Here is a 26586-nt window from a genome sequence, read left to right on the forward strand (position 1 = left end):
ATCATGATATTATTTTCTGGCGAACTTTGCGAAAAAACCTAGCGCTCCTTGCGGTTAAATAAGCACAAAGCAAAGCAGCCTGAAACCTGAAACCTGAAACTATAAACTAAAAAAAACTTTTATATATTTTCGTATATTTGAATTTTACAATTCACTCTTATGAAATCACTCGATTCGTTTTATCAGGATATTACAAAAGGTTCTTCAATTGATCCGAGTTCATTATTACCCAATGACATCAAAAAAGAGATTGGTCATTTTAATGTATTCGACATTAGGGAACTTCTAGAACGCATGCAGGGAAAATCGGTAATGCCTTATGACCGACGTGCGTATTATAAAATCAGCTTGATAAAAGGGAACAATCGTGCTGAATATGCTGATAAAATAATTAATATCGAAAAGCAGGGACTTTTATTTGCTACACCCAAAATTCCATACAATTATCTGCCGCAAGACACCAATCAATCCGGCCAGTTTTGTGTTTTTACGAGTGAGTTTTTATCGAAAAACAAAAGCGGAATTGACTTAGACGAATTGCCAATTTTTGCTTCAGACGGTTATCCTGTTTTTCAGCTTACAGATAAAGAAGTTATTGAAGTTGAATTGATTTTCAATAAAATACAGAAAGAAATCAACTCTGATTATATTTACAAATACGATTTGATTCGAAATTATGTAGCAGAGTTAATTCACTTTGGACAAAAATTACAGCCTATAACCGCTTTATATTCTAAGCATAATTCAGCAGCAAGAGTTTCTTCTTTATTTGCTGAATTATTAGAAAGGCAATTCCCTATAGAATCTCCCAATCAGCGATTAGAATTAAGAACAGCCAAAGATTTTGCTGAACGATTATCTGTTCATGTCAATCATTTAAATAAGGTTTTAAAAGAAAACACCGGAAAAACAACCACCGAATTAATCACCACGAGATTAACAAATGAAGCCAAGATTCTCTTAAAACAAACCGATTGGAACATCTCTGAAATTGCGTTTTCCTTAGGTTTTGAAGAACTCGCCCATTTTTCTAATTTCTTTAAAAAACAAACATCCTTTACTCCTTTAGCTTTCAGGAGCTGATTTTTGAGTGTAGATTTTAGATTTTTTAAATTTACACCATCTGATTTGAATTTTGCAAACATCGATTTGATATTTACAAATTCCCAAACCTACTTCGCCCCTACCTTTGTCTTATCAATTTAAAAGATCGAAAAAGATGAACTTATCAAACAACAAAATTCTAATTACTGGCGGTGCAACCGGTATTGGACTTGGATTAACCGAAAGATTTATTGAGGAAAATAACACTGTAATTATTTGTGGCAGACGTGAATCTGTTTTAAATGAAGTTAAAGCAAAATTTCCAACTGTAATTACAAAAGTATGCGACCTAGCAATAGAAGCTGAACGCATCGCACTTTACGAATGGATTTCTACAAACCATAGTGATTTGAATGTCTTGGTAAACAATGCCGGAATTCAAAAATGGGTTTCGGTTGCTGATGCTGACTTTTACGAAAGCATGAAAGCTGAAATCGCTACAAACATTGAAGCTCCGCTGCATTTAACATCACTTTTTATTCAACTGGAATCGCTGAATACCGTAATGAATGTAACATCCGGACTTGCCTTTTCTCCTTTTGCAAAAGTTCCAGTATATTCTGCAACCAAAGCTTTTTTCCGTTCGTTTACAATCTCACTTCGTCATATCCTGAAATCAAAAAATATTGAAGTAGTCGAAATTATTCCGCCTGCATTAAATACAGATTTGGGAGGTGTTGGTTTACATGATGCACATCCAAGTGTAAATGATTTTATCGTATCTATTTTTGAACAATTGAAAGAAGGAAAATCAGAATTGACCTTTGGAACCAGTGAGACAAGAATCAATGCAAGTGTTCCGGAATTAAAAGCATCATTTAACGCATTACATTCTAATTTATAATACTGTGAAATGTAAAATGTGATTTGTGATACTTTATTATATAGCATCTCACAAATCACATTTTTACCAATCACATCTAACATTTCACAATTAACAATTAAATAAATATGGCAGTAAATACAAAAATAGCTCTTGTTACAGGCGGTAGCAGAGGTTTAGGAAAAAATATGGCAATTGCAATTGCAAAAAAAGGAATTGACGTAATCATCACGTATAACAGTAAAAAAGACGAAGCGGATGCTGTTGTAAAAGAAATTGAAAATTTAGGACAAAAAGCATCTTCATTACAATTAAATGTAGCTGAATCAAGTACTTTTGATGCTTTTTTTACAAATGTTTCAGAGGTTTTAAAAAATACTTTTAAAACAGATAAATTTGACTTCTTAGTAAACAATGCCGGAATTGGTATTCACAATTCATTCATTGGAACAACTGAAGCAGAATTTGATCAATTGACTAATATTCAGTTCAAAGGTCCTTTTTTCCTGACTCAAAAAGCATTGAATATTATAAATGATGGCGGCGGAATTGTGAATATTTCCACTGGTTTAGCACGTTTTTCATTTCCTGGTTACGCAGCTTATGCCGCAATGAAAGGCGCCATTGAAACCTTGACAAAATATCAGGCAAAGGAATTAGGACAAAGAAAAATCAGGGTAAATGTTGTTGCTCCCGGAGCTATCGAAACTGATTTTGGTGGCGGAGTTGTTCGTGATAATGAGCAAATGAATCAACAAATAGCATCAGTTACCGCTTTAGGAAGAGTTGGTTTACCAGACGATATTGGCGGCGTTGTTGCCTTTTTATGTACCGAAGATGCAAAATGGGTAAATGCGCAGCGCATCGAGGTTTCCGGCGGAATGATGCTTTAAATAGTTATTAATTCTGAACTATAATTCACTTCTTTAAACCCAACAGGTTTTAAAAACCTGTCGGGTTTGTTATGCTCCAACAAAACAAAACCCGACAGATTTAGATCTGTCGGGTTTGTCATTTAAATATAATGAATTTAGTAAGTATTCTGTATTAATCTTTTTCGACGATCACATCAAAACCACCATTTTTATCAAACACAACATCATAAAATTTGGAGTTTTTTTGTATTCCTACTTCATAGGTTGTTTTGCTTTTATCATCTATTACAACTGCTATTTCTGTAATCGCATTGACCGGATAATTTTTCTTGAGATAGGCCTGCGCTTTCTGCGGAAGCTGGCTTAACGGAATCTGTAATTCGTAAGCTTTAAGAACACCTAAATTATCATAAACAGCTAGTGCTTTTGTTTTTTTATCAGTAATATATTTGGCTTCATAGCGAATTTCGTCATCGTCATCACCCACATATTCCATAGTCCAAACCGGTACTTTGCCAGGATATTCTTTTTGAAAAGCAAGCACCACTATTTCTGGCGGAGTAACTGCTTTATTAGGAGAAACTCCATTTTGTCCAATCAAAAAACTACTGTATAAAACTGCAATAGCAAAGAAAATATTTTTCATAGTTCCTGATTTTAAATTAATAATCTTAAAAATAACGTATTAAAATTACTACTTTATTTTGAAGTAAATATCAAATTATAAAAAAATGTTAAAATAGACGGTAACAATTTTTACTTTAGCACGTCTTATGTTAAACCAAACCTAAAAAAAAATGAAATTCAACCTAAAAGATTTTGAAAATTCACCGCAGCTTTATGCCCGCATCGCCGGAATATTATATCTGGTTATAATAGTTATGGGATTTTGTGCCGAAACATTTGTCAGAAATAAACTTTTTGTTTCCGGAGATGCAACTGCCACAGCAAACAATATTATTCATGCCGAGTTTTTATGGAAAATAGGAATCACAGCGGATCTGATCATGCAAATTTGCGATCTGCCTGTAATGATTATTCTTTATTATCTTTTAAAACCTATCAGCAAAAAACTGGCGCTGCTTAATCTATCTTTCAATTTAATACAAACAGCTGTATTGGTTGCTAATAAATTAAATCTTTTAGCCGCATTATTTTTTCTTGGAGATGCTGCATATCTAAAATCTTTTACACCGGATCAATTGCATACTTTATCTTATTTATCGATTAAACTGCATGATTTCGGCTTTGGTGTTGGTCTGATTTTCTTTGGGTTTGTATGTCTGTTTGAAGGTTATTTAATTTTTAAATCAGGTTATTTCCCTAAAACAATTGGCGTTTTAATGGCAATTGCAGGAATCTGTTATTTGTTCAACAGTTTTGCGTTGATCCTAATTCCGCAACTTTCGAGTATTGCTATATTAATGCCGTGTTTGCTTGCTGAATTATCATTGAGTTTATGGCTTGTTTTTAAAGGAGTAAATCTGCCGGTCTGGAAACAACACTTTCAGCTAAAATAAAAAACTAAAGATAAGAGATAAAAAAATCGCCACGAATTCACGAATTATTGCTTTTTAAATTCGTGAATTCGTGGCGAAAATTCACTTGTTTTCCAATATATTAAAATCAAAAAAGCCTGCCGGAAATTAATCTTGCAGGCTCTTTTTTTGAAATAATTGAATTAGTAAGCAAATTTATTTCTAAAGTTTATTTCTTTAATCGGTCAGATAATTCTCTTTTATACGTAATCCCAACCGGAAGTTTTTCATTTTTGATCACAACAAAATCTTTGTCTGTAGTTTCTATTTTATCCAGTGCTACAATGTATGATTTATGAATGCGCATGAAGTTTTTCTCCGGCAAACATTTCTCTAATTCGCTGGTTGTAATCGAGGCGAGATACGTTCTTTTTATCGTGCGCAACTTTACATAATTACCAAAACTCTGTGCAAACAAAAGCTGATCTAATTCGATATCCATAAAATAACCGTCGACTTTTACACTAACAGAATTTACAATTGTTTCTTCTGTCTTTGTTTTTAAGGATTCTGTTGCAAAAAAACGATCAATTGCTTTTAAGAATCTGGGGAAATAGATAGGTTTTAAGAGATAATCTATTACACCATAATCATAACTTTCAAGAGCATATTCAGAATAAGCTGTTGTCAGGATCGTTTTAGGATGCGTTGGGATAATCTTTAGCAATTCCATTCCTGAAATCTCCGGCATATTAATATCCAAAAACATCAAATCAACCGGATTCTCCCGAAGATAATCCATTGCTTCAATACCATTATATCCCTGAAAAACAAGCTCTAATTGTGGATTTTGCTTTATATAATTCGCCAACACATAATGTGCTGCCGGTTCATCATCTACAATTATACATTTTTTGGGTTCTCTCATTCTACAAACTTTTTCAATTGCAGTTTCAAATCTACGATATAAGTGTTCTTATCGTCCTGAATATCTAATTTATAGTCTTTTCCGTAAATCAAATTCAAACGTTCGATTGTGTTTTTCAAGCCAATTTTAGTCGAAACTACATCTGTTTTTTTCGTTGGTATAGAGTTTACGGCATGCAAATGCAGTAAACCGTTTTCGACAGTAATTATAATTCTCACAAAACACTTTTCGATCGCACAAGTTCCGTGTTTAAAAGCATTTTCTATAAAAGCAATCAACAGCATTGGCGATACTTTATACGCGTTTTCATTATCGATTTTACAATCATAAGTAATATCGCAGCGGTATCCTACCCTTTCTTTTTCAAGCTGAACATAACTGTTAATAAACTCCAGTTCATCCTCAAGAGAAACACATTTTTTGCTGTTACTCTCTAATTGATAACGCATTAACTGTGATACTTTCATAATTAGATCCGGTGTTCTTTCCGGAAATTCCAGACTAATACCGTAAAGCGTATTAAAGGTATTAAATAAAAAATGAGGATTTAATTGTCCTTTCAGTGAATTGAGCTGCATTTCATTAAATAATAATGCTTCATCTGTTTGTTTTCTATGAATCCTGTAGAATTTAAATACAATTATGGGACTCAAAATACAAACCAAAGTTCCTAAAACACTTGCCAATTGATACATATAACTGCGTTGATGCGAGTTTTGATACAAACGGCAATTACTAAACATATCGAGCATCATAATCTCGTATAGAACTACAGAGAAGACAAATACCCCAAAAAGCGTTAAAAAAATATAAGTTAAAGGTCGTTGTGTTTTAAATAGAATTGGCAAAAGAAAAAAACGGTTGAATTGAGCGTGCATGTATAAAATAAAATAGAAAAACACACCCATTAATATGGAGGCTAAAGAACTAAATAACATCCAGTCATTTTTTAACGTATAGATGGTAAAGGAAAAAGCAACGACAGCAATTTCCTGCCACCATTTGTTATCCAATATGTTATCGAATTTTTTATTCATTTTTAAAATTTAAATAGTCTACAAATTAACCACTAATTTTTAATTTAAATTCCCAATAAATGACAAATTCAATTGGTCATTTATAATCGCAGTACATCATTTATTGGCGCCCAAATTGAAGCAAGACAAATAATTTTGTTAGATAATTTGATACCACTAATTTTATGTACTTCAGAAAAATTACTTTGTTAGTTTTCTTGATTTTTGCTTGTGGTAGTTATGCTCAAAACCTGACTTTAAAAGAAGCCATAAAAACAGGTTTAGAAAACTACGGTTCCATTAAAGCAAAAAGCAATTACACGAATGCGTCACGCGAGAGCCTCAAGCAATCCAAGCGTGATTATTTGCCAAACCTTAACTTATCGGCACAACAAGATTACGGAACTATCAACGGGCAAAATGGTGCTTTGTATGGTTTTAATGGTTTAGGAACCGCTTCGTCCGGACCTGCATTGCCGGATCAAAACTGGAACTCTGCTTTTGGAGCACTGTATCTGGTCAACATGAACTGGGATTTTTTCACTTTTGGAAAAACCAAAGAAAGGATCAACTTAGCTAAAGTTGATGTTCAGGCAAAAGAAAATGACTTGAAACAAGAGCAATTTCAACAGGAAATCAAAATTTCTGCTGCATATTTGAATTTGCTTGCAAGCCAAAGATTATTGATTTCGCAACAAAAGAATTTAAGCCGTGCCGAAGTTTTTAAGAAAACTGCCGTTGCACGAGTTAAAAACGGATTGTTGGCCGGAGTCGATTCTACATTGGCTACAGCCGAAGTTTCGAAAGCTAAGATTGCTTTGAACCTTGCTAAAAACTTCGTCAAGGAACAAAACAATAAATTAGTTGATTTGATGGGCGTTGCGCCTCAGGATTTTGTTACAGATACTTTGTTTGTAAACGAGATTCCAAAAGAAGTTCTTAGAGGAACAGCAACTTCTGACAGCCTCCATCCTTTGCTTCAATTCTATAAAACGAAGATTGATTACAGCAATCAACAGGCAAAATTGTACAAACGTTTTTATTATCCTACGATGAGCGCTTTTGGAGTTTTGCAAACGCGTGCTTCTGGATTTAATAGCGATTATGTAACGAATCAAAATTCTTTCAGTAGAAATTATTGGGATGGCGTAAATCCGGATCGTACCAATTATTTAGTCGGAATTGGGATTAGCTGGAATTTGACGACTCCGTTTAGAGCAAGTAAACAAGTAAGTGCTCAAAAATTTGTTTCGCAAGGTTTGCAGGAAGAATACAATCAGGCGGATAGAGAATTGAAATCGCAATTAAAACTTGCCGACGATAAAATACAAATCACGCTTGAAAACTTTGCCGAAGCGCCAATTCAGGTCGATGCAGCAAAAAGAGCGTATTTGCAAAAATCGACTTTATACAAAAACGGATTGACTGATTTAACAGATATTACCCAAACTTTATATACGTTAAACCGTGCCGAAATTGACCGCGATATCGTGAACAATAATGTATGGCAATCGTTTTTGCTTAAAGTAGCTGCGACAGGCAATTTTGACTTATTTATAAATGAATTTTAATTATAGATCCTAATGAATTTAATACGTTTTGCACTCCGCAAACCCATCTCCATATTAGTATTGGTTGCGGGTCTATTTTTCTTCGGAATTGGTGCCATCCAAGACATTAAGGTAGATATTCTGCCAAAAATGAACTTGCCGGTTATCTACATTGCGCATCCTTTTGGAGGTTATACGCCAGACCAGATGGAAGCTTATTTTGCTAAGACTTATGTCAATATTTTACCGTTTGCCAATGGTGTAAAATCGGTAGAAACCAAAAATATTCAAGGGTTAATGATCATGAAATTAACCTATTATGAAAACACAAATATGGCTCAGGCTGCAGCCGAATTAAGTTCGCTTTCGAACAGGATTCAGGCGGCATTTCCTCCCGGAACTCAACCTCCGTTTATCATTCGTTTTGATGCTTCTTCTCTTCCAATTGGTCAATTGGTTTTGAGCAGTAAAATACGTTCAAACAACGAATTGCAGGATTTAGCCAACGTTTATGTTCGTGCTTCGTTTACTTCGATTCCGGGTTTATTATCGCCGGCACCTTTTGGCGGAAGCCCCAGAACTATTGAGGTTAACGTAGATCCTGATTTATTGCGTTCGCATAATATGACGCCGGATCAGGTGGTTGAAGCAATTCGTATCAACAACCAAACGGCGCCGTCAGGAAACGTGAGAATGGGCGATGTAAACTACATTACGCCAACAAATAATACGATTAAAGAAGTTAAGGATTTTGAGAATATTCCGTTGTTTAAAGGAAGCGTTCAAAACTTAAAACTAGGCGATGTTGCCACCGTAAAAGATGGTGCCGATATTACACAAGGTTACGCTTTGGTAAACGGAAAACGTTCGGTTTATATTAGTATTGCAAAAGCCGGAGATGCTTCGACCTGGGATGTAGTTCAGAAATTAAAAGCAGAATTGCCTAAAATTCAAAGTACATTACCGGAAGATGTAAAATTATCTTATGAATTTGACCAGTCAGTTTATGTAATTAACTCCGTAAAAAGTTTGATTACAGAAGGTATTATCGGAGCAGTTTTAACTGGATTAATGGTATTGCTTTTCCTTGGCGACAAACGTGCGGCTTTAATTGTAATTTTAACGATTCCAATTTCGATTATCTCAGGAGTTTTATTCCTTAAATTATTCGGACAAACAATCAACTTAATGTCTTTAAGCGGATTGGCTCTTGCAATTGGTATTCTAGTGGATGAAAGTACGGTTACGATCGAAAATATTCACCAGCATCTCGATATGGGCAAACCCAAGGCGCTCGCCATTTGGGATGCCTGTCAGGAAATCGCCTTGCCAAAATTATTGATCTTACTTTGTATTTTGGCGGTTTTTGCACCAGCCTTTACAATGGTTGGTATTCCGGGAGCGTTGTTCCTGCCTTTGGCTTTAGCAATTGGATTCTCGATGGTTATTTCGTTTTTATTATCTCAGACTTTTGTGCCTGTAATGGCAAACTGGTTAATGAAAGGTCATGAAAAACACGCACATGGTCCTGAAATTACAGATGATGAAGCAGAATTTAACGATTGCGGACTAACTCCGGAATCTGAAAAAGACCTGATTACGCAGAAAAAAGCAATGGTCGAAAAAGAAGATCTTGACAATAACGGAAAAATTGGTGCTTTTGAGCGTTTCAGAATCCGTTTTATGAGAACGCTGGATCGATTATTCCCTTATAAAAAAGCGGCTGCTTTAGTATATTTAGTTGTTATTACGCTTCTGGCAATTCTCTTTATTAATTTTATTGGTAAAGATGTATTTCCAAAAGTAAATTCAAGTCAGTTTCAGCTGAGAATGCGTGCTCCCGACGGAACTCGTTTAGAACGTACCGAAGAAAAAGCAATTATTGTTTTGAAAGAATTGCAAAAAATGGTGGGTAAAGAACATATCGGAATCTCTTCTGTTTATGTTGGACAACACCCTTCGTTATTCTCGATTAACCCAATTTATTTGTTCATGGCAGGTTCTCATGAAGCAGTATTTCAGGTGAGTTTAAAAGAATATCATACAGATATGGACGACTTTAAAGACGACTTTAGAGCCCGAATCAAAAAAGTGCTTCCGGATGTAAAACTTTCTTTTGAGCCAATTGAATTAACCGATAAAGTTTTGAGCCAGGGTTCTCCTACTCCAATCGAAGTTCGTATTGCAGGAAAAGACAAAAAACGAAATGAATTATATGCGACTCAAATTGTAGAGAAATTAAAGAAAATCTCTTATTTCAGAGACGTACAAATTGGTCAGCCAATTCATTATCCTGCGATGAATATTGATATCGACAGAACCCGTGCAGCTGAACTGGGCGTTGACATGAACGATATATCACGATCATTAGTTGCGTCGACTTCATCATCACGATATACAGAGAAAAATACCTGGGTTGACGAAAGAGCCGGATTATCATACAACGTTCAGGTTCAGGTACCGCTAAACCAGATGAAAAGCAAAACCGATATTGGAGAAATTCCGGTATTAAGAAATTCGCTTCGTCCGGTTTTAAGCGACGTTGCAAAAATTACACCCGGATTTGTAAGTGGTGAAAATGACAATTTAGGGGCTATGCCATACATTACCGTTACAGCAAACATTAGCCAGACCGATTTAGGAACGGCAGTAAAAGATGTGAATGCAACAATAAACTCATTGGGAGAATTACCACGTGGTTTGTTTATTACCCCAATTGGTATGAGTAAAGTATTGGTAGAAACATTAAGCAGTTTACAAGTCGGATTATTGGTTGCCATCTTTGTAATCTTCTTAATGTTAGCCGCTAATTTCCAGTCGTTCAAGGTCTCGCTGGTAATTTTAACCACGGTTCCGGCAGTAGTTTTAGGTGCTTTATTAATGCTTACCATTACTGGTTCTACGCTAAACTTACAATCGTATATGGGTATTATTATGTCTGTTGGGGTTTCGATCGCGAATGCCGTTTTATTGGTTACAAATGCAGAACAACTTCGAAAACGAAACGGAAATGCTTTAGAATCAGCACGTGAAGCTGCGGCGTTGCGTCTTCGTCCAATTATCATGACATCTGTTGCGATGATTGCGGGAATGTTGCCAATGGCAATTGGTCATGGCGAAGGTGGCGATCAGGTTTCTCCGTTAGGTAGAGCCGTAATTGGCGGATTATTATTTTCGACTTTTGCCGTATTGCTAATCCTGCCGCTTATCTTTGCATGGGCACAAGAAAAAACAACAACACAATCTGTTTCTTTAGATCCTGAAGACGAAGAAAGCATCCATTATATCTCATCATTAAATCCAAAAAATGAAAAATAACATTATACAATCGACCGCATTATTTTTTGTAGCCGTATTTTTTCTAACTAGTTGTAACTCTAAGAAAGAAGAAGCTCCTGTTGCAGAAATTGAACCTAAAACAGAAACCATTTCTTTAGAGAAAGAAAAACTAACTACAGAGTTGCGTTTACCAGCCGAATTAACTGGTTTTCAACAAGTAGATTTATATGCTAAAGTAAGCAGTTTTGTAAAATTGCTAAAAGTAGATATTGGTACAAAAGTAAAAAGAGGACAACTTTTGATCGTTCTTGAAGCACCGGAAATCAGTTCTCAACTAGCCGCTGCCGAATCAAGATTAAAATCTATGGAAGCTATTTATGCCACAAGCAAAAGTACGTACAACCGTTTGTACGAAACGAGCAAAGTCGAAGGAACTATTTCTAAAAATGATCTGGAAATGGCAAACGGAAAGAAAAACTCAGATTACGCACAATATCAAGCCGCAGTTGCAGCCCACAAAGAAGTGTCGATTATGAGAGGTTATCTTGAAATTCGCGCTCCTTTTGACGGAGTTGTGGCAGCGAGAAACGTCAACTTAGGAACATTTGTTGGTCCGGCAGGAAAGGGATCTGATTTGCCTTTATTGACGATTCAGCAGCAGGATAAATTGCGTTTGGCGGTTTCTGTTCCTGAGCTTTACACAGGATATTTACATGAGGGCGACGAAATGAATTTTAATGTAAAATCATTGCCTGAAAATTTTAAAGCTAAAATTACCAGAATGTCTGGAGCATTAGATTTAAAGTTACGTTCTGAGCGTGTAGAAATGGACGTTATTAATACCAAAAAAGATCTTTTACCAGGAATGGTTGCCGAAGTGCTTTTACCGCTTAACGCAAAAGACAGTACATTTGTAATTCCAAAATCGGCATTGGTGAGTTCTGCTGAAGGTATGTATGTAATTAAAGTTATCGACCACAAAGCAACAAGAGTAAATGTAAAAAGAGGAAGAGAAATCGACGATAAAATTGAAATCTTCGGAGATTTGAACCTGAAAGATAAACTGGTAAAAATTGCCAGCGAAGAAACTAAAGAAGGCGATATCATAAACGAATAATACCGATTATGTATTCAATACAGTCTAATAAAAATTAGACTGTTTTCATACTATATCGGCATTAATAACCTGCGTTTAGTCTTCATTTTTAGTGATTACCAAAAACTGTACGCTTAATGCGGCATTCTGAAATCTAATTTTAGAATGTGAATTAAATTCACCTTAAAGGACGATACTTGATATAGTATCGTCCTTTTTTTTGTTTTTTGTTTTTGCCACGAAGGCGCTAAGACACAAAGTTTTTTTAGTAACTATTAAGCATTTTTTGTCATTTCGATCCTGAAACTTCGAGAGAGAAATCCTCGTGAGAAGTGTTCAAAGATTGAATTCTCGTTACGGAGCTACTTGCGAAGATTTCTCCCTTATTTGTATTACTCTTTATAATTTTCTTTTAAAAAAATAGAATCATAACTTTTAGAGTTTGAAAAACTTCCTCTGGTTTCTTCTATAATTGTATCAGACTGAAATTTTAGATGACTCAATATGAAGTAAAAACTCTTAGGATCATGTCCACTTTCAAAATCAAATATCTTAGTTTTTGTTATTTTTTTAAACTAAAACATCCTTTCTTATTCGTAAATGCTTCTATACCTTTTTCAGAACTAATTGATACATTTTGTATCGGCAATTTTGTTTCAAAATCGTAAACATATCCATTAATCTCAGGTCTATCATTTTTGGTAGAACAGCTAATAAATAAAAACGCTATTAATAAACTAAGTAATATTTTCATATTATTGAATTTTTATTTTTGAAAGCCATAATAAACCTAATAAATCAAATTCTGAAACAACAACTCTTGAAAAATATTTCCATCTAAGTCCCTTTTATGCTGGCGTTGGGCAATAGTTGATTATATTTTATCCAATTGAATAATTCCTAAATCTATTGTATCAATGCTTTTATCATATTTGTCAATTTTTATTGTAGTGTTTTTAAAATTTTCTTTTTTGATAATTATATCATTATTAATTTCTTTTTGTCTTGATATAAATTCCTTATAATCACTCAATTCTATTTTTGGCATAATAAAAAAGCCCTTGTTATCAGTTTTGATATTCTGAGGACTTAAAACATCCGTACTATCATATTTTAAAGATACGTCCTTTAAAGGCAAGTCATTATTAACAATTCTACCAATCACAACTTTACGTAAAGTATAATTTTCTTTGCAAGAAGAAAGTAAAATAATTACAACTAAAAGTTTAATAGTTATTAATTTTTTCATTTAATTTTAAGTTTAGTGAGCCATATCAGTTTTAATAAATCAAATTCGGGTATAATAGTTCTTGTTATATCATATCTGTTTTTATAATATTTCATAAGATCTATTTCTCCTGTGTTTGGAATATCTGTTGCAGAAGATGATGGGTCTTGTAAAATTATACTCCAGTGCGATGTTCCTTCATGAGTTTTAGAATAAATATGTCCTCCATAAGCTAGTAATATTTCGTGTCCAATTTCATGAGCAGAAACCATTTTATAATCTTCTATATCATCACTTTTATATTCCCATCCTTTATTAATATATAACATAGAATCTGGATATTTTTTCCAATAATTATAATACAAATAACCTTCATAATAAAATAAAATTCTAGATCCTTCCCAATTTCTAGATCTACCTTCTTCTACATTAGTTTGATAAATTATTTTTGGTGCAGACAAGCCACTTCTATCTGCTTTAGAAACTATAAAAACCTCAAATAGCTCATTTGAAATATTTACTCCTTTTCCGATATTGCTAGAATTTCTGCTCCAATGTTTATTAACGCCTTCAGTAGCCAAATCTCGTAATTCTTCAAAGCTTTTAGTTCTATATTTTACAGGAGATTGTTTATAATATTCCAATGCTTCTTCTGAAATTTTATCCCAATCACAAATTTCACTTTTTGTATGCGGCGGATTAAAATCTCTGGTATTTTTCCAACAATTTAATCCCTCAGTTCCACCATCAGTAAGATTTACTCTCAAAGTTACATCAATTCGTTTTGTATTTTTATCAATTTTTACGTCTGTCCATTTTACCTGATTGTATTTTGTAGAGAAATCTACAACAATCTTTTTTGGGATACCATCTTTTATACCTGTAATCCTGGCTTTTAATTCTTTATTATTAAATCGCGTGCTGTCATAAATTGCGTCATTATCAAAACCATCCCAACTTATGATATAAGTTCCTAATGCGGTATAATCTACAGGCTCAAGATCAGGGTTCCCTATAGATTGTAGTGCAGAAACCATTGGGATATGCGAAGTTTTTTCAATCTTGAAGAGCGGATCTTTACTTTCGTTGTCTATAATTGCAGGTTTCAGGCAATTGAAACTGTATAACAACTCGCCATCTTCGCTAATGATATCAAAATAAAAGGCATCGAGGTTATTTTTTTCAAGTGTGTATTTAAATTTAAAGAACTGATTCTCTTGTTTACTTTCAAAATCCAATATCCCAAACGGCACTACGGTATCCTCTGTTGTATCAAGTTCAAATTTAATATCAAAATTAGGGGTAAAATCAGGTACAGATAATCCTGTCGTATCCAGATTGTTAATTTCGTTGCGTTGTCCGCAGTCCCAAATTTTAATATCTACACCTCCATATTCACATTTTATGGTGCTTCTTAAAAGCACTGCCAATTCATCCTGAAAATATACTGTTCCCGGGTTTTTCCATTCTCCAAGTTTCATTACTGATGCGCAAGGGCTTGAATTCATAAAGCTTTTTTTGCAATTGCCTTTAAATATCAAACTCATTATGTCCTTTTCAACTATTGTAACTACACGTTTGTCTTGTATACTTGGTGTATTATAATTTGCTTTTAGGTCTCCATAGGGAACAGTACATAAATCACATTTGACTTTCGCACCGTCAATAACAAACTTCAAACCATTCTTACCTTCTTGTTTTTCCTCACGCAATTTTCGCCTTAAAGTAATATCCGGTTTTGCCATTTTATAATGTTTTTTTATAAATGTTATACATAATAGTTGTTTTTTGTTTTTTTACTTCTATTGTAGCTAAATCTATTTGATCTTGTCTGTATTCGATAATACCATCATATTTTATAAAATCATGATTTTCATTATTCTCAACAGGCATTCCTTCTATGAGATAAGTTTCGAATTTTTCATCTTTAGGATAAAAGCGTTCCGCCATCAAAATGTTTTGACAATCGAGTAATTTCCTTTTTCTTTCAATCGCGTAAGAGTTCCTATAGAGATTTGAAAAGTATATACCAAACATTTTATAATCCGAAAAAAAGGATATTAGTCTTTGTTCGTCTTTTAATATATCCGTAATATTCTGCATATATGCTTCTGCGTTAAGACCTTCATTATCTATTGCAAGTTTTGCACGTATAGCTTTCCATCGCTGTTTTAGTTCTTCAAAATTTAATACTTTGATAATTTTGCCATAATCATTTATTTCTAATTCAATTTCGTCAAAAGCAGCGCCTATTTCTTCTAGAAAAAAAATATTTTCTACAGATAAGTTACTTTTGATTTCTATCTGAGAAAGAAATACATGAAATAACATATCGTTTCCTTCAAGTTGATATCTTGTAATTGATATTTCTCTTGTTTGTCTTATCTTTTTAGGATTCAACGAATTTGAGGTTATAGTTTAAAATATAAAATCATTCCTTTTATCCAGCTCAGGAAGTACAATATTGTAGTCTAAATAATTCATTCTCTATTTTTTTTGCCTTTATACTTTTTCTATATCTATCATGATTATTTTGTGAGAATCATTTTTATAAATAAGAATTTAGTAAAGCTCAAAAATTACAATGCGTTAATTATCCCTAATAAGTTATATAACTAATAGAATACGACATTTTTACAATGAAAAATAAGGGTGAATTATTATGGTAATTTTTTTTAATATAACTGGCAAAAACAAAAAAAATGCAAGACCAAAACTGATCTTGCATTTTTTGCAACTTGATAAATAAATATATTTTTTACACGGTCTGACGCTCGTGTTTTCCTTCTTTAATTTCTTCGACCATTTTTTTATTAAAAGCGGGTAAATCATTCGGGTTTCGGCTGGTCACTAATCCATTGTCTACGACTACTTCTGAGTCTTCCCATTGTGCTCCGGCATTTTTTAAATCGTTTTTGACAGAGAAAAACGAAGTCACTTTTCGACCTTGTAAAACATCAGCATCTACCAAAATTTGAGGTCCATGACAAATAGCCGCTACGGGTTTTTTACTTTCAAAAAAGGAACGTACAAAATTTACTGCTGCCTCTTCTCTTCTCAATAAATCAGGGTTTATAACTCCTCCAGGAAGAACCAAAGCATCATAATCGGCTTCGTTTGCCTGGTCTAATACTACATCAACATTGTATTCGTTGCTCCAATTACCGTCTTTCCAGGATTTGATTGTTCCTGATTTCAAACTGATGATATCTGCATTCCAACCTTGCTCTTCAAGATAAGCTTTTGGCGATGATAATTCTGATTCTTCGAAACCGTCTGTGGCTAATATGGCTATATTCTTTTTCATAATTTTAAGTATTTAAAATGTTATTAATTTTGATTTAGTTAAAATTAATAATTTCATACAGCCAGCGAAAACAGAACATGTTAAACCTTTCTTTAATAAAAGTTAATTAATTGAATTTCAAATTCATATGAAAAAATAAACTGAAATTATATAAGATTGATGTCAAATTGCTTAATTATTTTATAGAATGAAAACTAAGAAAATAATGTACTTAACAAAAAAAAAACTCGACTTTTAAAATCGAGGTTTTTACATTATTTAATAATCCTAAAGAGATTCTATTCTACATCCAGATAAGGATTTAAAACCTCAGCTAATTCATTTAGCCAATAAAAGCTGTTTTGTAAATTGTCAATTTCATTTTGCAGGGTTGCATGTTGTCTTAAAGCTCCTAAAGCAAGAACATAATTTACTTGCCTTATCGATTTAGCCATTTCTTGTGGATCGATTGTGTTGTTGAAAAAATTCATAAGCCTGATTTGGGCTTCTTTGGAAATTGTGTTTGCACTCATAATGTCGTAAAAATTAGGAATAATAAAACCCTTGTATATTAGTGTCCTAAATGCTTACGACAGCATTTACAGTCGTTTCCGATACTGTACACATAATACAAGGGCAAATTTCATTTAGCCGTAACGTCGTAATAATAGGAAAAACAAATATAGCTAAAAAATCTTCTTTTTCTTACAATTAATACAGTGTTATTCTCAAATATAAAAAATTAAAATGATTAACATGAAAAATACTCTTTGATGAAATAGAAATCTCTCTCATGAAACCTACTGCCCTAGCCCCGATGGTCCCGAAGACTCGGGAGAAAATCCTTTTGTGCCGGTGTTCGGCACAAAAGATTGGAACGTACAGCGGGAAATAGCTCCTAAAAAAACTTCAACTTTAAAAATCCTTTGTCAGAAAGTCTTTCAGAAAGTAAAATATACTTAGAAGGTGAATTTTCCTGAGTTTGAAGACATTTCGATAGAATTTAAATATTATAATTCACCAGAAATCGAATCCGAAACAAACCTCTAAAACACTATAATTAAAGTTCTTATATAAATTATTTTTAAAAATAATTGCATAAAAATTTGCGAAACCAAATAGTTGCACGTATATTCGCAACCAATTGGCTTCGTAATTAAAACGAAATATTATGAGACGAGACATTTTTCAGGCAATAGCCGACCCAACAAGGCGATCTATTATTACCTTGATTGCAATGCAGGCAATGACTCCAAATGCCATTGCAGAGAATTTTAGCACGACCAGACAATCCGTTTCTAAACATCTTAAGGTACTTTTAGAATGTGACCTGATAAAACAGGAACAACAAGGCAGGGAAATTTATTATTCGCTTGAAATCGAAAAAATGAAAGAGATTGATAAATGGATTAACCAATTCAGAGAAATCTGGGAAACCAAATTTAATCAGCTTGACGAAATACTATTAACACTTAAAAATCAGAAAAAATGAAAAAAGATTTGAAATTTGATTTTACCGTTGACAAAGCCATAAAAACGGTATATATAACGAGAGAGTTTGATGCAGAACTTGCTTTGGTTTGGGACGCTTTTACAAAACCGGAAATTCTGGATCAATGGGTTGCGCCAAAACCGTGGTCATCCAGAACAAAATATATGAATTTTGAAGTTGGCGGAAAAAGATTCTACGCCATGGTAAGTCCGGAAGGTCTTGAGCGCTGGGCGGTTCAGGAATATACTTCGATTACGCCAAAAACAAACTTTAAAATGTACAATACTTTTGCTGATAAAGATGAGAATCGCGAATTGCCGGGTTCTGACTGGGATCATACTTTTAGCGAAGAAAACGGCATTACAAAAGTGAATATTGCTATTTTTAATGAATCTCTGGAACGTTTAGAGAAAATGATCGAAATGGGCTTTTCTGAAGGCTTTAAGATGAGTATTGATAACTTGGAAAAGGTATTAGAAACGTTGTCCCAAAAATGATTGAATACTAGATTATAATAAGTTTGATAAATATGTTCTTTTCTTACAAGATTTAATTTTAACAGCAATTGCAATAATTAATTGCTATTTTTGAGTTTCTCTTTAAAAAGATTTATCAGGCAATTTCAACTTTAGTTTATTAGCACTTCCTGATCGATACAAAAACCACTATTATAATCTTAGATTTTTAAGTATGAATGTTCTACTCATTGAGGATGATAAACGCATTAGCGAATTTATTATAAAAGGTCTGGAAGAAAACAATTTTACGGTACATCTGGCTGAAACTGGTGAGATTGCAAGAGAATTAGTTCAGGATAATACCTGGGATATTATCCTGATGGATATCATGCTTCCGGGAATTGATGGTATTCAGCTAACGAAATTAATGCGTTTCAAGAAAATTCATACTCCTATATTAATGCTTAGCGCGCTGAGCGATACTGATGATAAGGTAAATGCGCTGGATTCCGGTGCCGATGATTATTTGGTTAAACCTTTTCATTTTAAAGAATTGATTTCGAGAGTAAACGCATTAACCCGAAGAACAAAATTTAATTATGATAATGAAGAAACCTTATATACTTTAGGAAGTCTGACTATAAATCCTGAAGAACACAAGGTTACAGAAAATGATACGCTGATAGATTTGTCTCCCAGAGAATATAAACTGCTGCTGTTTTTATTAGAAAACCGAAATAAGGTAATGTCAAGAACGCAGATTTTAAACGCTGTTTGGGGCATTAATTATGACAATAATACAAATGTGGTCGATGTATATATTTCTTATCTGAGAAACAAAATCGAGCAAAACCATAAATTTATCCACACCATAAAAGGAACAGGATATATGCTTAAAGAATAGTTATGAAAATACGCAACAGGTTTACCTTAATATCTTCTTTGACTTTTAGCATTGTATTTGTTATTGCTTCGGTGATTACTTATTTTTCTTTCTACAGTTATTCTGAAAAAATTATTTACAACGAACTTCAAAAAACGTGTTTGCTGACGGGGATTTTCTACCTTGAAAAAGATGAATTACCTCAAAATCAACATTTGATAATTGGTCAGCAATTCAAAGAAAATTCACTTGAAATTATAACGCGTGTTTACAACAAGGAAAATCAGATTGTATATGGCGAAAAACAGATAGATGCAAATATAAATGCAGAAAAACTGGATTACATAAGAAAGAACCGTAAGCTGAATTTTAAATCGAATCATCATTTTTATTTCGGGAGTTATTACCATGACAATCAGGGAGATTTTGTGGTTTTTGTTAAAAAAAATGATCAGGAATTTAAAACCATTACCAATCGATTAATGATTATTATGATTCTGGTTTTATTAAGCGGATTAATCATTATATATATTGTGAGCCGTTTGCTTTCGAACCTTGCTTACAGTCCTATAAAAAACATTATTAATCAGGTAAATGAGATCGAAGCTTCGTCGCTGGATCGTCATATTGTTTCGCCAAATACAAAAGATGATATTCAGGAATTGATCGAAACGTATAATAATTTGTTCAAACGACTTTCGGATACATTTATAATTCAGAAGAATTTTATTAACTATGTGTCGCATGAATTTAAAACGCCTTTGACTGCAATCTCCGGAAACCTGGAGGTATTTGCCCAAAAAGACAGAACCAGTGCTGAATATAAAGAAATGTCCGAAAAAGTATTAGAGAATGTATATCAGATCGAAGATACTATGAACACGCTTATGATGCTTTCCGGATTAAGGGACAATACCGAACTTACTGAAATTTTCAGGGTCGATGAATTGGTTTGGGATATCAACGATCAATTACCGGATGTTTACAGGCTAAAGAATTCTCAGATACAAATTGCGATCGAAATCGAGAATGATAAACTGCTTTCGATAAAAGGAAACAGCAACGAAATTAAAATTGCCTTATACAATATTATAGAAAATGCCGTAAAATACTCTAACGGAAATCCTATAAAGATAAGTTTGCTGCAACAAGACAATCAGCTTAAAATTGTAATCGAAGATCATGGAACAGGCATTACAAAAGAAGACCTAAAGTTTATCAAACAAACTTTTTACAGGGGCAAAAATGTAAACCATATAAAAGGCAGCGGTGTTGGGCTTTCTCTGGCGAACATTATCTTTAAACAAAATAATATTGATTTTGCGATTGCTTCCAGAAAAGATGAAGGAACTACAGTAACGTTGTTATTTCCTAAACTCTAATCGTTTTCTAATGTTGCTCTAACCGCTTTATAACATACATCAAATTACCACTTAATATGCCGCAGGTAGCTTTGCATCATATTAAAACACCTTAATTTGAAACGTATACTTCTAACCCTTCTCGTTATTGTATCACACAAAAGTGTGGCACAAAATGCAACAATAAACGATACTATTGTTCTTTCCCGAACTCAGGCCGAGGCTTTATTTCTGGACAAGAACCTTTCTATAATTTCCGAAAAACTAAATATCGACATTGCCGATGCGCAGGTTATTCAGGCAAAATTATGGCCAAATCCTACACTTACTATTGGCGAAATCAATCTTTGGCATAATGCTACAGCCGGAGAAGTTCCTGCTTTGTGGGGAAATTTTGGTAAAACAACTCAGGTTACTGCAGAACTTGAACAACTTGTTCAGACGGCCGGAAAACGAAAAAAGATGATTGCCATGGAAAAAGTTGGCGTAGATATCGCCAAAGAATACTTTAAAACCTTTTTGCGTAATCTAAAAATTGAGTTTAGAGGCAATCTTACTGAACTGCAATACAATCAGGCTCAGGGAGCTATCTATAAAAAACAAGTTTCGTCGATGCAAACTATGCTAAAAGGATATAGCAATCAGGTTTCGCAAGGTAACATTGGCAGAGGCGAATATATAAGACTAAAAGCATCTGAGCTAAATTTCCTGAAAGAAATAAGCGATTTACAAAAAGAAAATAACGCGCTGCAAAAAGAGCTTAAAGTCTTAATGAATCTGCCTGCAACAAGTTTCATCAAACTTACGGATGAAGGTTTTGTTCCCGATCAAAAGAATATCGACAATATCAACTTAGGGAATCTTATGGCTTCTGCAGTAGAAAACCGACCTGATATGAAGGTTATCAAACTGGGAAATGACTATAACGACAACAAATACAAATACGAAAAAGCCATGCGAACACCAGATGTTACTCTTGGTATTAGCTATGACCGTGGTGCAAGTACGATGAACGATTTTGTGGGTCTTGGTTTTGCTTTAGATCTACCGTTTTTTAGTAGAAATCAAGGAAATATAAAAGCTGCAAAAATCGCCATCGATCAGGGTAAATTATTGACCGAAGAGAAAACAATAAGTGTACAGGCAGAGGTATTACAAGCTTATGAAGACTTAATTGTTACCAAAAAATTATACGAAAGTGTCGATGCAAATTACGAAACTGATCTGGATAAACTTCTGGAAAGCTATCGTAAAAACTTTATGCAGCGAAACACAAGCATGTTAGAATATCTTGATTTTGTTGAAGCTTATCTTGAAAACAAATCAATACTGATAAATTCTAAAAAAGACCTTAATAAAAACCTGGAAGAATTGCGCTATATCGCCGGTGAGGAAATCAATTAAATCCTAACCCGGAATACTGCTCACATTATCTGAAAATAATAACAAATACAATGAAGAAATTTATTTTACTCCCAATACTTGGGTTAATGCTCGTTTACGGATGTGGCAAAAAAGAAGAAATCAAAGATACAAAAGACGAAAAATTTTGTATTGATAAAGAACTAAAAGAAAAAATTACAATCGAAGCGGTGCAAAAACGTGCCGTAAGCGAATCTATAAACCTTACAGGAAACATTACTTATAACGCAGATCACGTTGTTCAGTTTAATAGTCTTGTAGAAGGAATTATTACAAAAACTACATTCTCACTTGGTGATTATGTAAAAAAAGGACAAGTTCTGGCAGAGATAAAAAGTACAGAATTAAACAGCATGCAATCAGAAAGTAAATCATTGCAATCGCAGATATCTGTTGCGCAACGTCAATTACAATCCAGCAAATCGATGTTTGAGGACGGAATCGCTTCTCAAAAAGACCTTTTGCAGGCACAAAGCGAATTAGACGTTTTAAAATCTTCTCTTGAAAATGTAAAAGCAAATCTTGCCATGTTTAGTGCCAGCAGCGAAAGAGCGGTTTTTCAGATAAAAGCTCCAACTGAAGGATATATAGTTGCAAAAAATATTAGCCCGGGAATGCAGATTACAGAAGGAAGCGAACCTCTTTTTACTATTTCTGATCTTAAAGAAATCTGGGTTTTGGTAAATGTATATACCAGTAACCTGAAAAATGTAACTCAGGATATGCTTGTAGATGTTACTACTCCAGCTTATCCGGGCGAAATTTTTAAAGGAAAAATAGCCATGCTTGCCAAAGTTTTTGATGCTGATGAACATGTTCTAAAAGCAAGAATTGTAATGGAAAACAAAAACTTAAAGCTAAAACCAGGAATGACGGCAGATATTATTATCGATAAAAGCCTTGGCGGCGAAATGCTGGCTTCGCTTCCTGCAAAAGCAGCCATTTTTGATAATAATCGTGATTATATCCTGATTTACAAAGACGATTGTACGATCGAAACCAGAGAAATTAATCCGGTAATAAAAAACAACAACTGGATTTATTTTGATAAAGGAGTTAAAGATGGTGAAATGGTTATTACCAAAAATCACTTGCTGATTCACGAAAGATTAAAAAACTAATTATCCCTAAAAACGGATAAATACAAGACAAGACATGAAAAAATTTGTACAAGGTCTGGTTGCTTTCTCGTTAAAAAACTCGCTTATAGTTTTTTTCCTGACAGCCATACTACTAGTCGCCGGAATAGTTAGCTATATCCACACGCCTATCGAAGCTTTCCCGGATGTAACCAATACAAGAGCAAGAATCATCACGCAATGGCCGGGAAGAAGTGCCGAAGAAGTAGAAAAATTCATCACACTTCCTATTTCAAAACAGATGAATACGATTCCGAAAAAAGCAGAAGTACGTTCTATTTCGCTTTTTGGATTATCTGTTGTAACGGTATTGTTTGATGACGATGTTGATGATTTTTACGCACAACAATATGCCTCAAATCGCCTTAACGGATTAGATCTTCCGGAAGGTGCAGATGTAGATATTGAACCGCCATCCGGAGCTACGGGGGAAATATTCAGATATGTGATCAAAAGTGATTTGCCAATACGCGAAATCAAAGCCATTCAGGATTGGGTAATCGAAAGAGAACTAATCTCAGTTCCTGGTGTTGCTGACGTAGTAAGTTTTGGTGGTGAAGAAAAAATATTCGAAATAAAAATCAATCCTACACAACTTGAAAATTATAACCTTTCTGCATTAGATGTTTACGAAGCAGTTTCTAAAAGTAACGTAAATGTTGGCGGAGACGTAATACAGCGTGGTGATCAGGCTTATGTTGTAAGAGGTGTTGGACTTATTAATAAAGTAGAAGATATTGGTAATATTTTGATCGAAACCAAAGGTTCATCGCCAATATTGGTCAAACACGTAGCCGAAGTTTCGATTTCAGCCAAACCAAGATTAGGTCAGGTAGGTTTAGATGGTGATGATGATGTTGTAGAAGGTATCGTAGTGATGCTGCGCGGGGAAAATCCGGGTGAAGTAATCAAGAGACTTAAAGATCGTTTGACAGAACTTAACGAAAGAGTATTACCGGATAATGTAAAAATAATTCCGTTTATCGACCGTACAAAATTGGTAGATACAACTGTAAAAACCGTTACTAAAAACCTTGTCGAAGGGATATTACTGGTTTCCTTAATTGTATTTATTTTTCTTTATAACTGGAGAACCTCATTGATTGTGGCATCTGTGATTCCGCTTTCGTTTTTGTTTGCTATTATAATGTTGAGAATTCAGGGATTACCTGCGAACTTAATTTCTATGGGAGCGCTGGATTTTGGGCTTCTGCTCGAAGGAACGCTGGTTATTGTGGAACAAGTCTTTGTGTCGCTCGAGAAAAAAGCGCATAAAGTAGGAATGGAACGCTTTAACAACATGAGCAAAATGGGACTTATCAAGAAAAGTGTGGGTAGTGTAGCTACTTATATTTTCTTTGCCCTGATTATTTTGATTGTGGCATTGATGCCTATTTTCTCTTTCACGAAAGTAGAAGGAAAAATGTTCTCTCCCCTCGCCTTTACCCTAAGTTATGCGCTATTAGGATCACTAATTCTATCGCTTACTTATGTTCCGGCAATGTGTAAAGTAATGTTGACAAAAAATATTGTCGAAAAAGAAAATATGATTTCGCGTTTCTTTAGAGTAAACCTTTTTAAGCTTTTTAAATGGAGTACCAGACATAGAAAAGCAACCTTATATGGTTTCCTGGTTTTACTGGCAGTATGTTGTGCTAAGTTTGCTTTTTATGGTTCAGAATTTATTCCGAAACTGAATGAAGGCGCGATTTACGTAAGAGCCACTTTACCCAACAGCATCAATCTTGATGAAGCGGTAAGACTTACAAAAGAAATGAAAGCCAAAATAAGGAAGTTTGAAGAAGTAAAATTTGTGCTGACACAAACCGGACGACCAAATGACGGAACAGATCCAACCGGATTTTTTAATATCGAATTACATATCGAATTAAAACATCAGGACGAATGGAAACGTGACATTAGTAAAGAAGAATTAATTGCCGAGATCAAAAAAGAACTCGACGTTTATCCCGGAATTGGTTTTGGGTTTAGTCAGCCTATTCAGGATAATGTCGAGGAATATGTTGCCGGAGTTAAAAGTCCGTTAGTTATTAAGATATTCGGGAATGATCTTTTTCAACTGGAAGCAATGGCAGCAAAAGTCGCAAAATCAATCAAAGATGTAAAAGGAATTGAAGATATCAACGTTTATAAAAACATTGGTTTACCGGAATTACGTATTCAGCTTGACGACGAAAAAATGGCACGTTATGCGATTACAACTGCAGATGCGCAAGCCGTAATCAGAATGACAATTGGAGGACAAGCAGCAACGAAGTTCTACGACGACGAAAAAATATTTGATATCACGTTACGTTTCGAAAAAGAATATCGTGACTCAAAAGAAAAGATCGAAGATATCCTGATTCCGACTATGAATGGCAAAAAAGTTCCTTTAAAAGAAATTGCTACCGTAGAATATAAAACAGGACCAACATTTATCTATCGCGAAGGAAACAGTAGATATATTGCCGTAGGTTTTAGTATCGAAGGACGAGATTTGGGAAGTACAATTGACGAAGCACAGAAAAAAGTAGCTGCTGAAGTAAAACTTCCTAAAGAAAATGTGATGAAATGGGCTGGAGAATTTGAAAGTAAAGAAAGAGCTTCAAAACAATTAGCAATGATTGTTCCTGTGGTATTGATCTTGATTTTATGCCTTTTATATTTCAATTTTGGTAATTTCAAAGATACACTTGTTGCTATAAGTGCAATGCCTTATGCCTTTATTGGAGGATTCTTATCGCTTTGGGTAACCGGAACTGTATTTGGGATCTCGGCAGGAATTGGTTTTATCATCCTGTTTGGAGTCAGCGCAATCGACAGTATTGTCCTCATTGGAATGATTCGAGAAAATATGAGATCCGGTATGCCATTAAAAGAAGCTATTTCAGACGGTATTTACAGCAGGATTCGTCCTATTGTTATGATTGCCCTTATGGGATCTTTAGGATTATTACCCGCAGCATTGTCTACCGGAATGGGTTCTGAGGTTCAAAAACCTCTTGCCATCATGATCGTAGGAGGTTTAATCACCTGTATGTTTTTATCGTTAACCGTTTTGCCTCAGGTATTTTATCTGGTCTATCGTAAAAAAGATACGAGCAGAACAGATTCATAATTATCCTTCTGTTTTTTATATTTAAAAGCACCTTTAGACATACCGTT

General features: G+C 34.1%; 23 protein-coding genes. 14 read left to right on the forward strand and 9 right to left on the reverse strand.

What is annotated here, in order from left to right; all coding sequences use genetic code 11:
• Positions 1–159: 159 nt before the first annotated feature.
• The 3 genes from BXU01_RS14650 to BXU01_RS14660 all read left to right on the forward strand — a co-directional run bounded on the left by BXU01_RS14650 (position 160) and on the right by BXU01_RS14660 (position 2820).
• The gene (locus tag BXU01_RS14650) at positions 160–1083 is read left to right on the forward strand and encodes an AraC family transcriptional regulator (RefSeq protein WP_083693895.1); all 924 of its coding nucleotides are present in this window, start codon (positions 160–162) and stop codon (positions 1081–1083) included.
• A gap of 136 nt (positions 1084–1219) precedes the next feature.
• A complete protein-coding gene (locus BXU01_RS14655) occupies positions 1220–1948 on the forward strand; it encodes an SDR family oxidoreductase (protein ID WP_083693896.1) in 729 nt (242 codons plus the stop codon).
• Positions 1949–2055: 107 nt separating this feature from the next.
• Positions 2056–2820, forward strand: coding sequence for an SDR family NAD(P)-dependent oxidoreductase (locus tag BXU01_RS14660; RefSeq protein WP_083693897.1), 765 nt, complete (start codon positions 2056–2058; stop codon positions 2818–2820).
• 154 nt (positions 2821–2974) lie between these two features.
• Here BXU01_RS14660 and BXU01_RS14665 read toward each other — a convergent pair whose 3' ends face one another.
• Positions 2975–3448, reverse strand: a complete 474-nt coding sequence (locus BXU01_RS14665) for a hypothetical protein (protein WP_083693898.1) — start codon at positions 3446–3448, stop codon at positions 2975–2977.
• Positions 3449–3599: 151 nt separating this feature from the next.
• On the opposite strand from BXU01_RS14665, the gene BXU01_RS14670 reads away from it, so the two are divergent.
• Complete coding sequence (locus tag BXU01_RS14670) at positions 3600–4322, forward strand: DUF4386 domain-containing protein (protein ID WP_083693899.1); 723 nt, start codon at positions 3600–3602, stop codon at positions 4320–4322.
• Positions 4323–4509: 187 nt separating this feature from the next.
• On the opposite strand, the gene BXU01_RS14675 is transcribed toward BXU01_RS14670, so the two are convergent.
• Both BXU01_RS14675 and BXU01_RS14680 read right to left on the reverse strand, forming a co-directional pair.
• The gene (locus tag BXU01_RS14675) at positions 4510–5208 is read right to left on the reverse strand and encodes a LytTR family DNA-binding domain-containing protein (protein ID WP_083693900.1); all 699 of its coding nucleotides are present in this window, start codon (positions 5206–5208) and stop codon (positions 4510–4512) included.
• A complete protein-coding gene (locus BXU01_RS14680) occupies positions 5205–6245 on the reverse strand; it encodes a sensor histidine kinase (protein WP_083693901.1) in 1041 nt (346 codons plus the stop codon). The genes BXU01_RS14675 and BXU01_RS14680 overlap by 4 nt, the downstream gene beginning before the upstream one ends.
• Positions 6246–6409: 164 nt before the next feature.
• Between BXU01_RS14680 and BXU01_RS14685 the strand changes: the two genes are divergently transcribed.
• Genes BXU01_RS14685 through BXU01_RS14695 form a run of 3 tightly spaced genes read left to right on the forward strand, consistent with a single transcriptional unit; the run spans position 6410 to position 12170 of the window.
• Positions 6410–7795 carry a TolC family protein gene (locus BXU01_RS14685; protein ID WP_083693902.1) on the forward strand — a complete coding sequence of 462 codons (1386 nt, stop codon included), beginning with the start codon at positions 6410–6412 and terminating at the stop codon, positions 7793–7795.
• 12 nt (positions 7796–7807) lie between these two features.
• Positions 7808–11092: an efflux RND transporter permease subunit gene (locus tag BXU01_RS14690; RefSeq protein ID WP_083693903.1), complete on the forward strand. Its 3285-nt coding sequence runs from the start codon at positions 7808–7810 to the stop codon at positions 11090–11092.
• Complete coding sequence (locus BXU01_RS14695) at positions 11082–12170, forward strand: efflux RND transporter periplasmic adaptor subunit (protein WP_056254124.1); 1089 nt, start codon at positions 11082–11084, stop codon at positions 12168–12170. The genes BXU01_RS14690 and BXU01_RS14695 overlap by 11 nt, the downstream gene beginning before the upstream one ends.
• Positions 12171–12711: 541 nt before the next feature.
• Here the strand turns inward: BXU01_RS14695 and BXU01_RS14700 are convergent.
• The 6 genes from BXU01_RS14700 to BXU01_RS14725 all read right to left on the reverse strand — a co-directional run bounded on the left by BXU01_RS14700 (position 12712) and on the right by BXU01_RS14725 (position 17196).
• Positions 12712–12903, reverse strand: coding sequence for a hypothetical protein (locus BXU01_RS14700; RefSeq protein ID WP_083693904.1), 192 nt, complete (start codon positions 12901–12903; stop codon positions 12712–12714).
• 120 nt (positions 12904–13023) lie between these two features.
• Positions 13024–13398 (reverse strand): hypothetical protein, encoded by a 375-nt coding sequence (locus tag BXU01_RS14705; protein ID WP_083693905.1) that lies wholly within the window; start codon positions 13396–13398, stop codon positions 13024–13026.
• On the reverse strand, positions 13395–15122 hold the full coding sequence (locus BXU01_RS14710) for a PAAR-like protein (protein ID WP_083693906.1): 1728 nt from the start codon (positions 15120–15122) through the stop codon (positions 13395–13397). The genes BXU01_RS14705 and BXU01_RS14710 overlap by 4 nt, the downstream gene beginning before the upstream one ends.
• Before the next feature lies 1 nt (position 15123).
• Positions 15124–15777, reverse strand: coding sequence for a hypothetical protein (locus BXU01_RS14715; protein ID WP_083693907.1), 654 nt, complete (start codon positions 15775–15777; stop codon positions 15124–15126).
• Positions 15778–16135: 358 nt separating this feature from the next.
• Positions 16136–16684, reverse strand: coding sequence for a type 1 glutamine amidotransferase domain-containing protein (locus BXU01_RS14720; RefSeq protein WP_056254111.1), 549 nt, complete (start codon positions 16682–16684; stop codon positions 16136–16138).
• 278 nt (positions 16685–16962) lie between these two features.
• Complete coding sequence (locus tag BXU01_RS14725) at positions 16963–17196, reverse strand: hypothetical protein (RefSeq protein WP_083693908.1); 234 nt, start codon at positions 17194–17196, stop codon at positions 16963–16965.
• Between the two features lie 638 nt (positions 17197–17834).
• On the opposite strand from BXU01_RS14725, the gene BXU01_RS14730 reads away from it, so the two are divergent.
• The 7 genes from BXU01_RS14730 (at position 17835) to BXU01_RS14760 (ending at position 26539) form a co-directional block, all read left to right on the forward strand.
• Positions 17835–18155 (forward strand): helix-turn-helix transcriptional regulator, encoded by a 321-nt coding sequence (locus BXU01_RS14730; protein WP_083693909.1) that lies wholly within the window; start codon positions 17835–17837, stop codon positions 18153–18155.
• Positions 18152–18652: an SRPBCC domain-containing protein gene (locus tag BXU01_RS14735; RefSeq protein ID WP_083693910.1), complete on the forward strand. Its 501-nt coding sequence runs from the start codon at positions 18152–18154 to the stop codon at positions 18650–18652. The genes BXU01_RS14730 and BXU01_RS14735 overlap by 4 nt, the downstream gene beginning before the upstream one ends.
• A 193-nt stretch (positions 18653–18845) precedes the next feature.
• Positions 18846–19517 carry a response regulator transcription factor gene (locus BXU01_RS14740; protein ID WP_056254100.1) on the forward strand — a complete coding sequence of 224 codons (672 nt, stop codon included), beginning with the start codon at positions 18846–18848 and terminating at the stop codon, positions 19515–19517.
• A gap of 2 nt (positions 19518–19519) precedes the next feature.
• Positions 19520–20878, forward strand: a complete 1359-nt coding sequence (locus tag BXU01_RS14745) for a HAMP domain-containing sensor histidine kinase (RefSeq protein ID WP_083693911.1) — start codon at positions 19520–19522, stop codon at positions 20876–20878.
• A gap of 96 nt (positions 20879–20974) precedes the next feature.
• Positions 20975–22261: a TolC family protein gene (locus BXU01_RS14750; protein WP_083693912.1), complete on the forward strand. Its 1287-nt coding sequence runs from the start codon at positions 20975–20977 to the stop codon at positions 22259–22261.
• Between the two features lie 50 nt (positions 22262–22311).
• Positions 22312–23400 (forward strand): efflux RND transporter periplasmic adaptor subunit, encoded by a 1089-nt coding sequence (locus BXU01_RS14755; RefSeq protein WP_083693913.1) that lies wholly within the window; start codon positions 22312–22314, stop codon positions 23398–23400.
• Between the two features lie 34 nt (positions 23401–23434).
• Positions 23435–26539, forward strand: a complete 3105-nt coding sequence (locus BXU01_RS14760) for an efflux RND transporter permease subunit (RefSeq protein WP_083693914.1) — start codon at positions 23435–23437, stop codon at positions 26537–26539.
• The last annotated feature ends 47 nt before the right edge of the window (positions 26540–26586 follow it).

Source organism: [Flexibacter] sp. ATCC 35103 (genome assembly GCF_001975985.1).
GTDB lineage: Bacteria > Bacteroidota > Bacteroidia > Flavobacteriales > Flavobacteriaceae > Flavobacterium.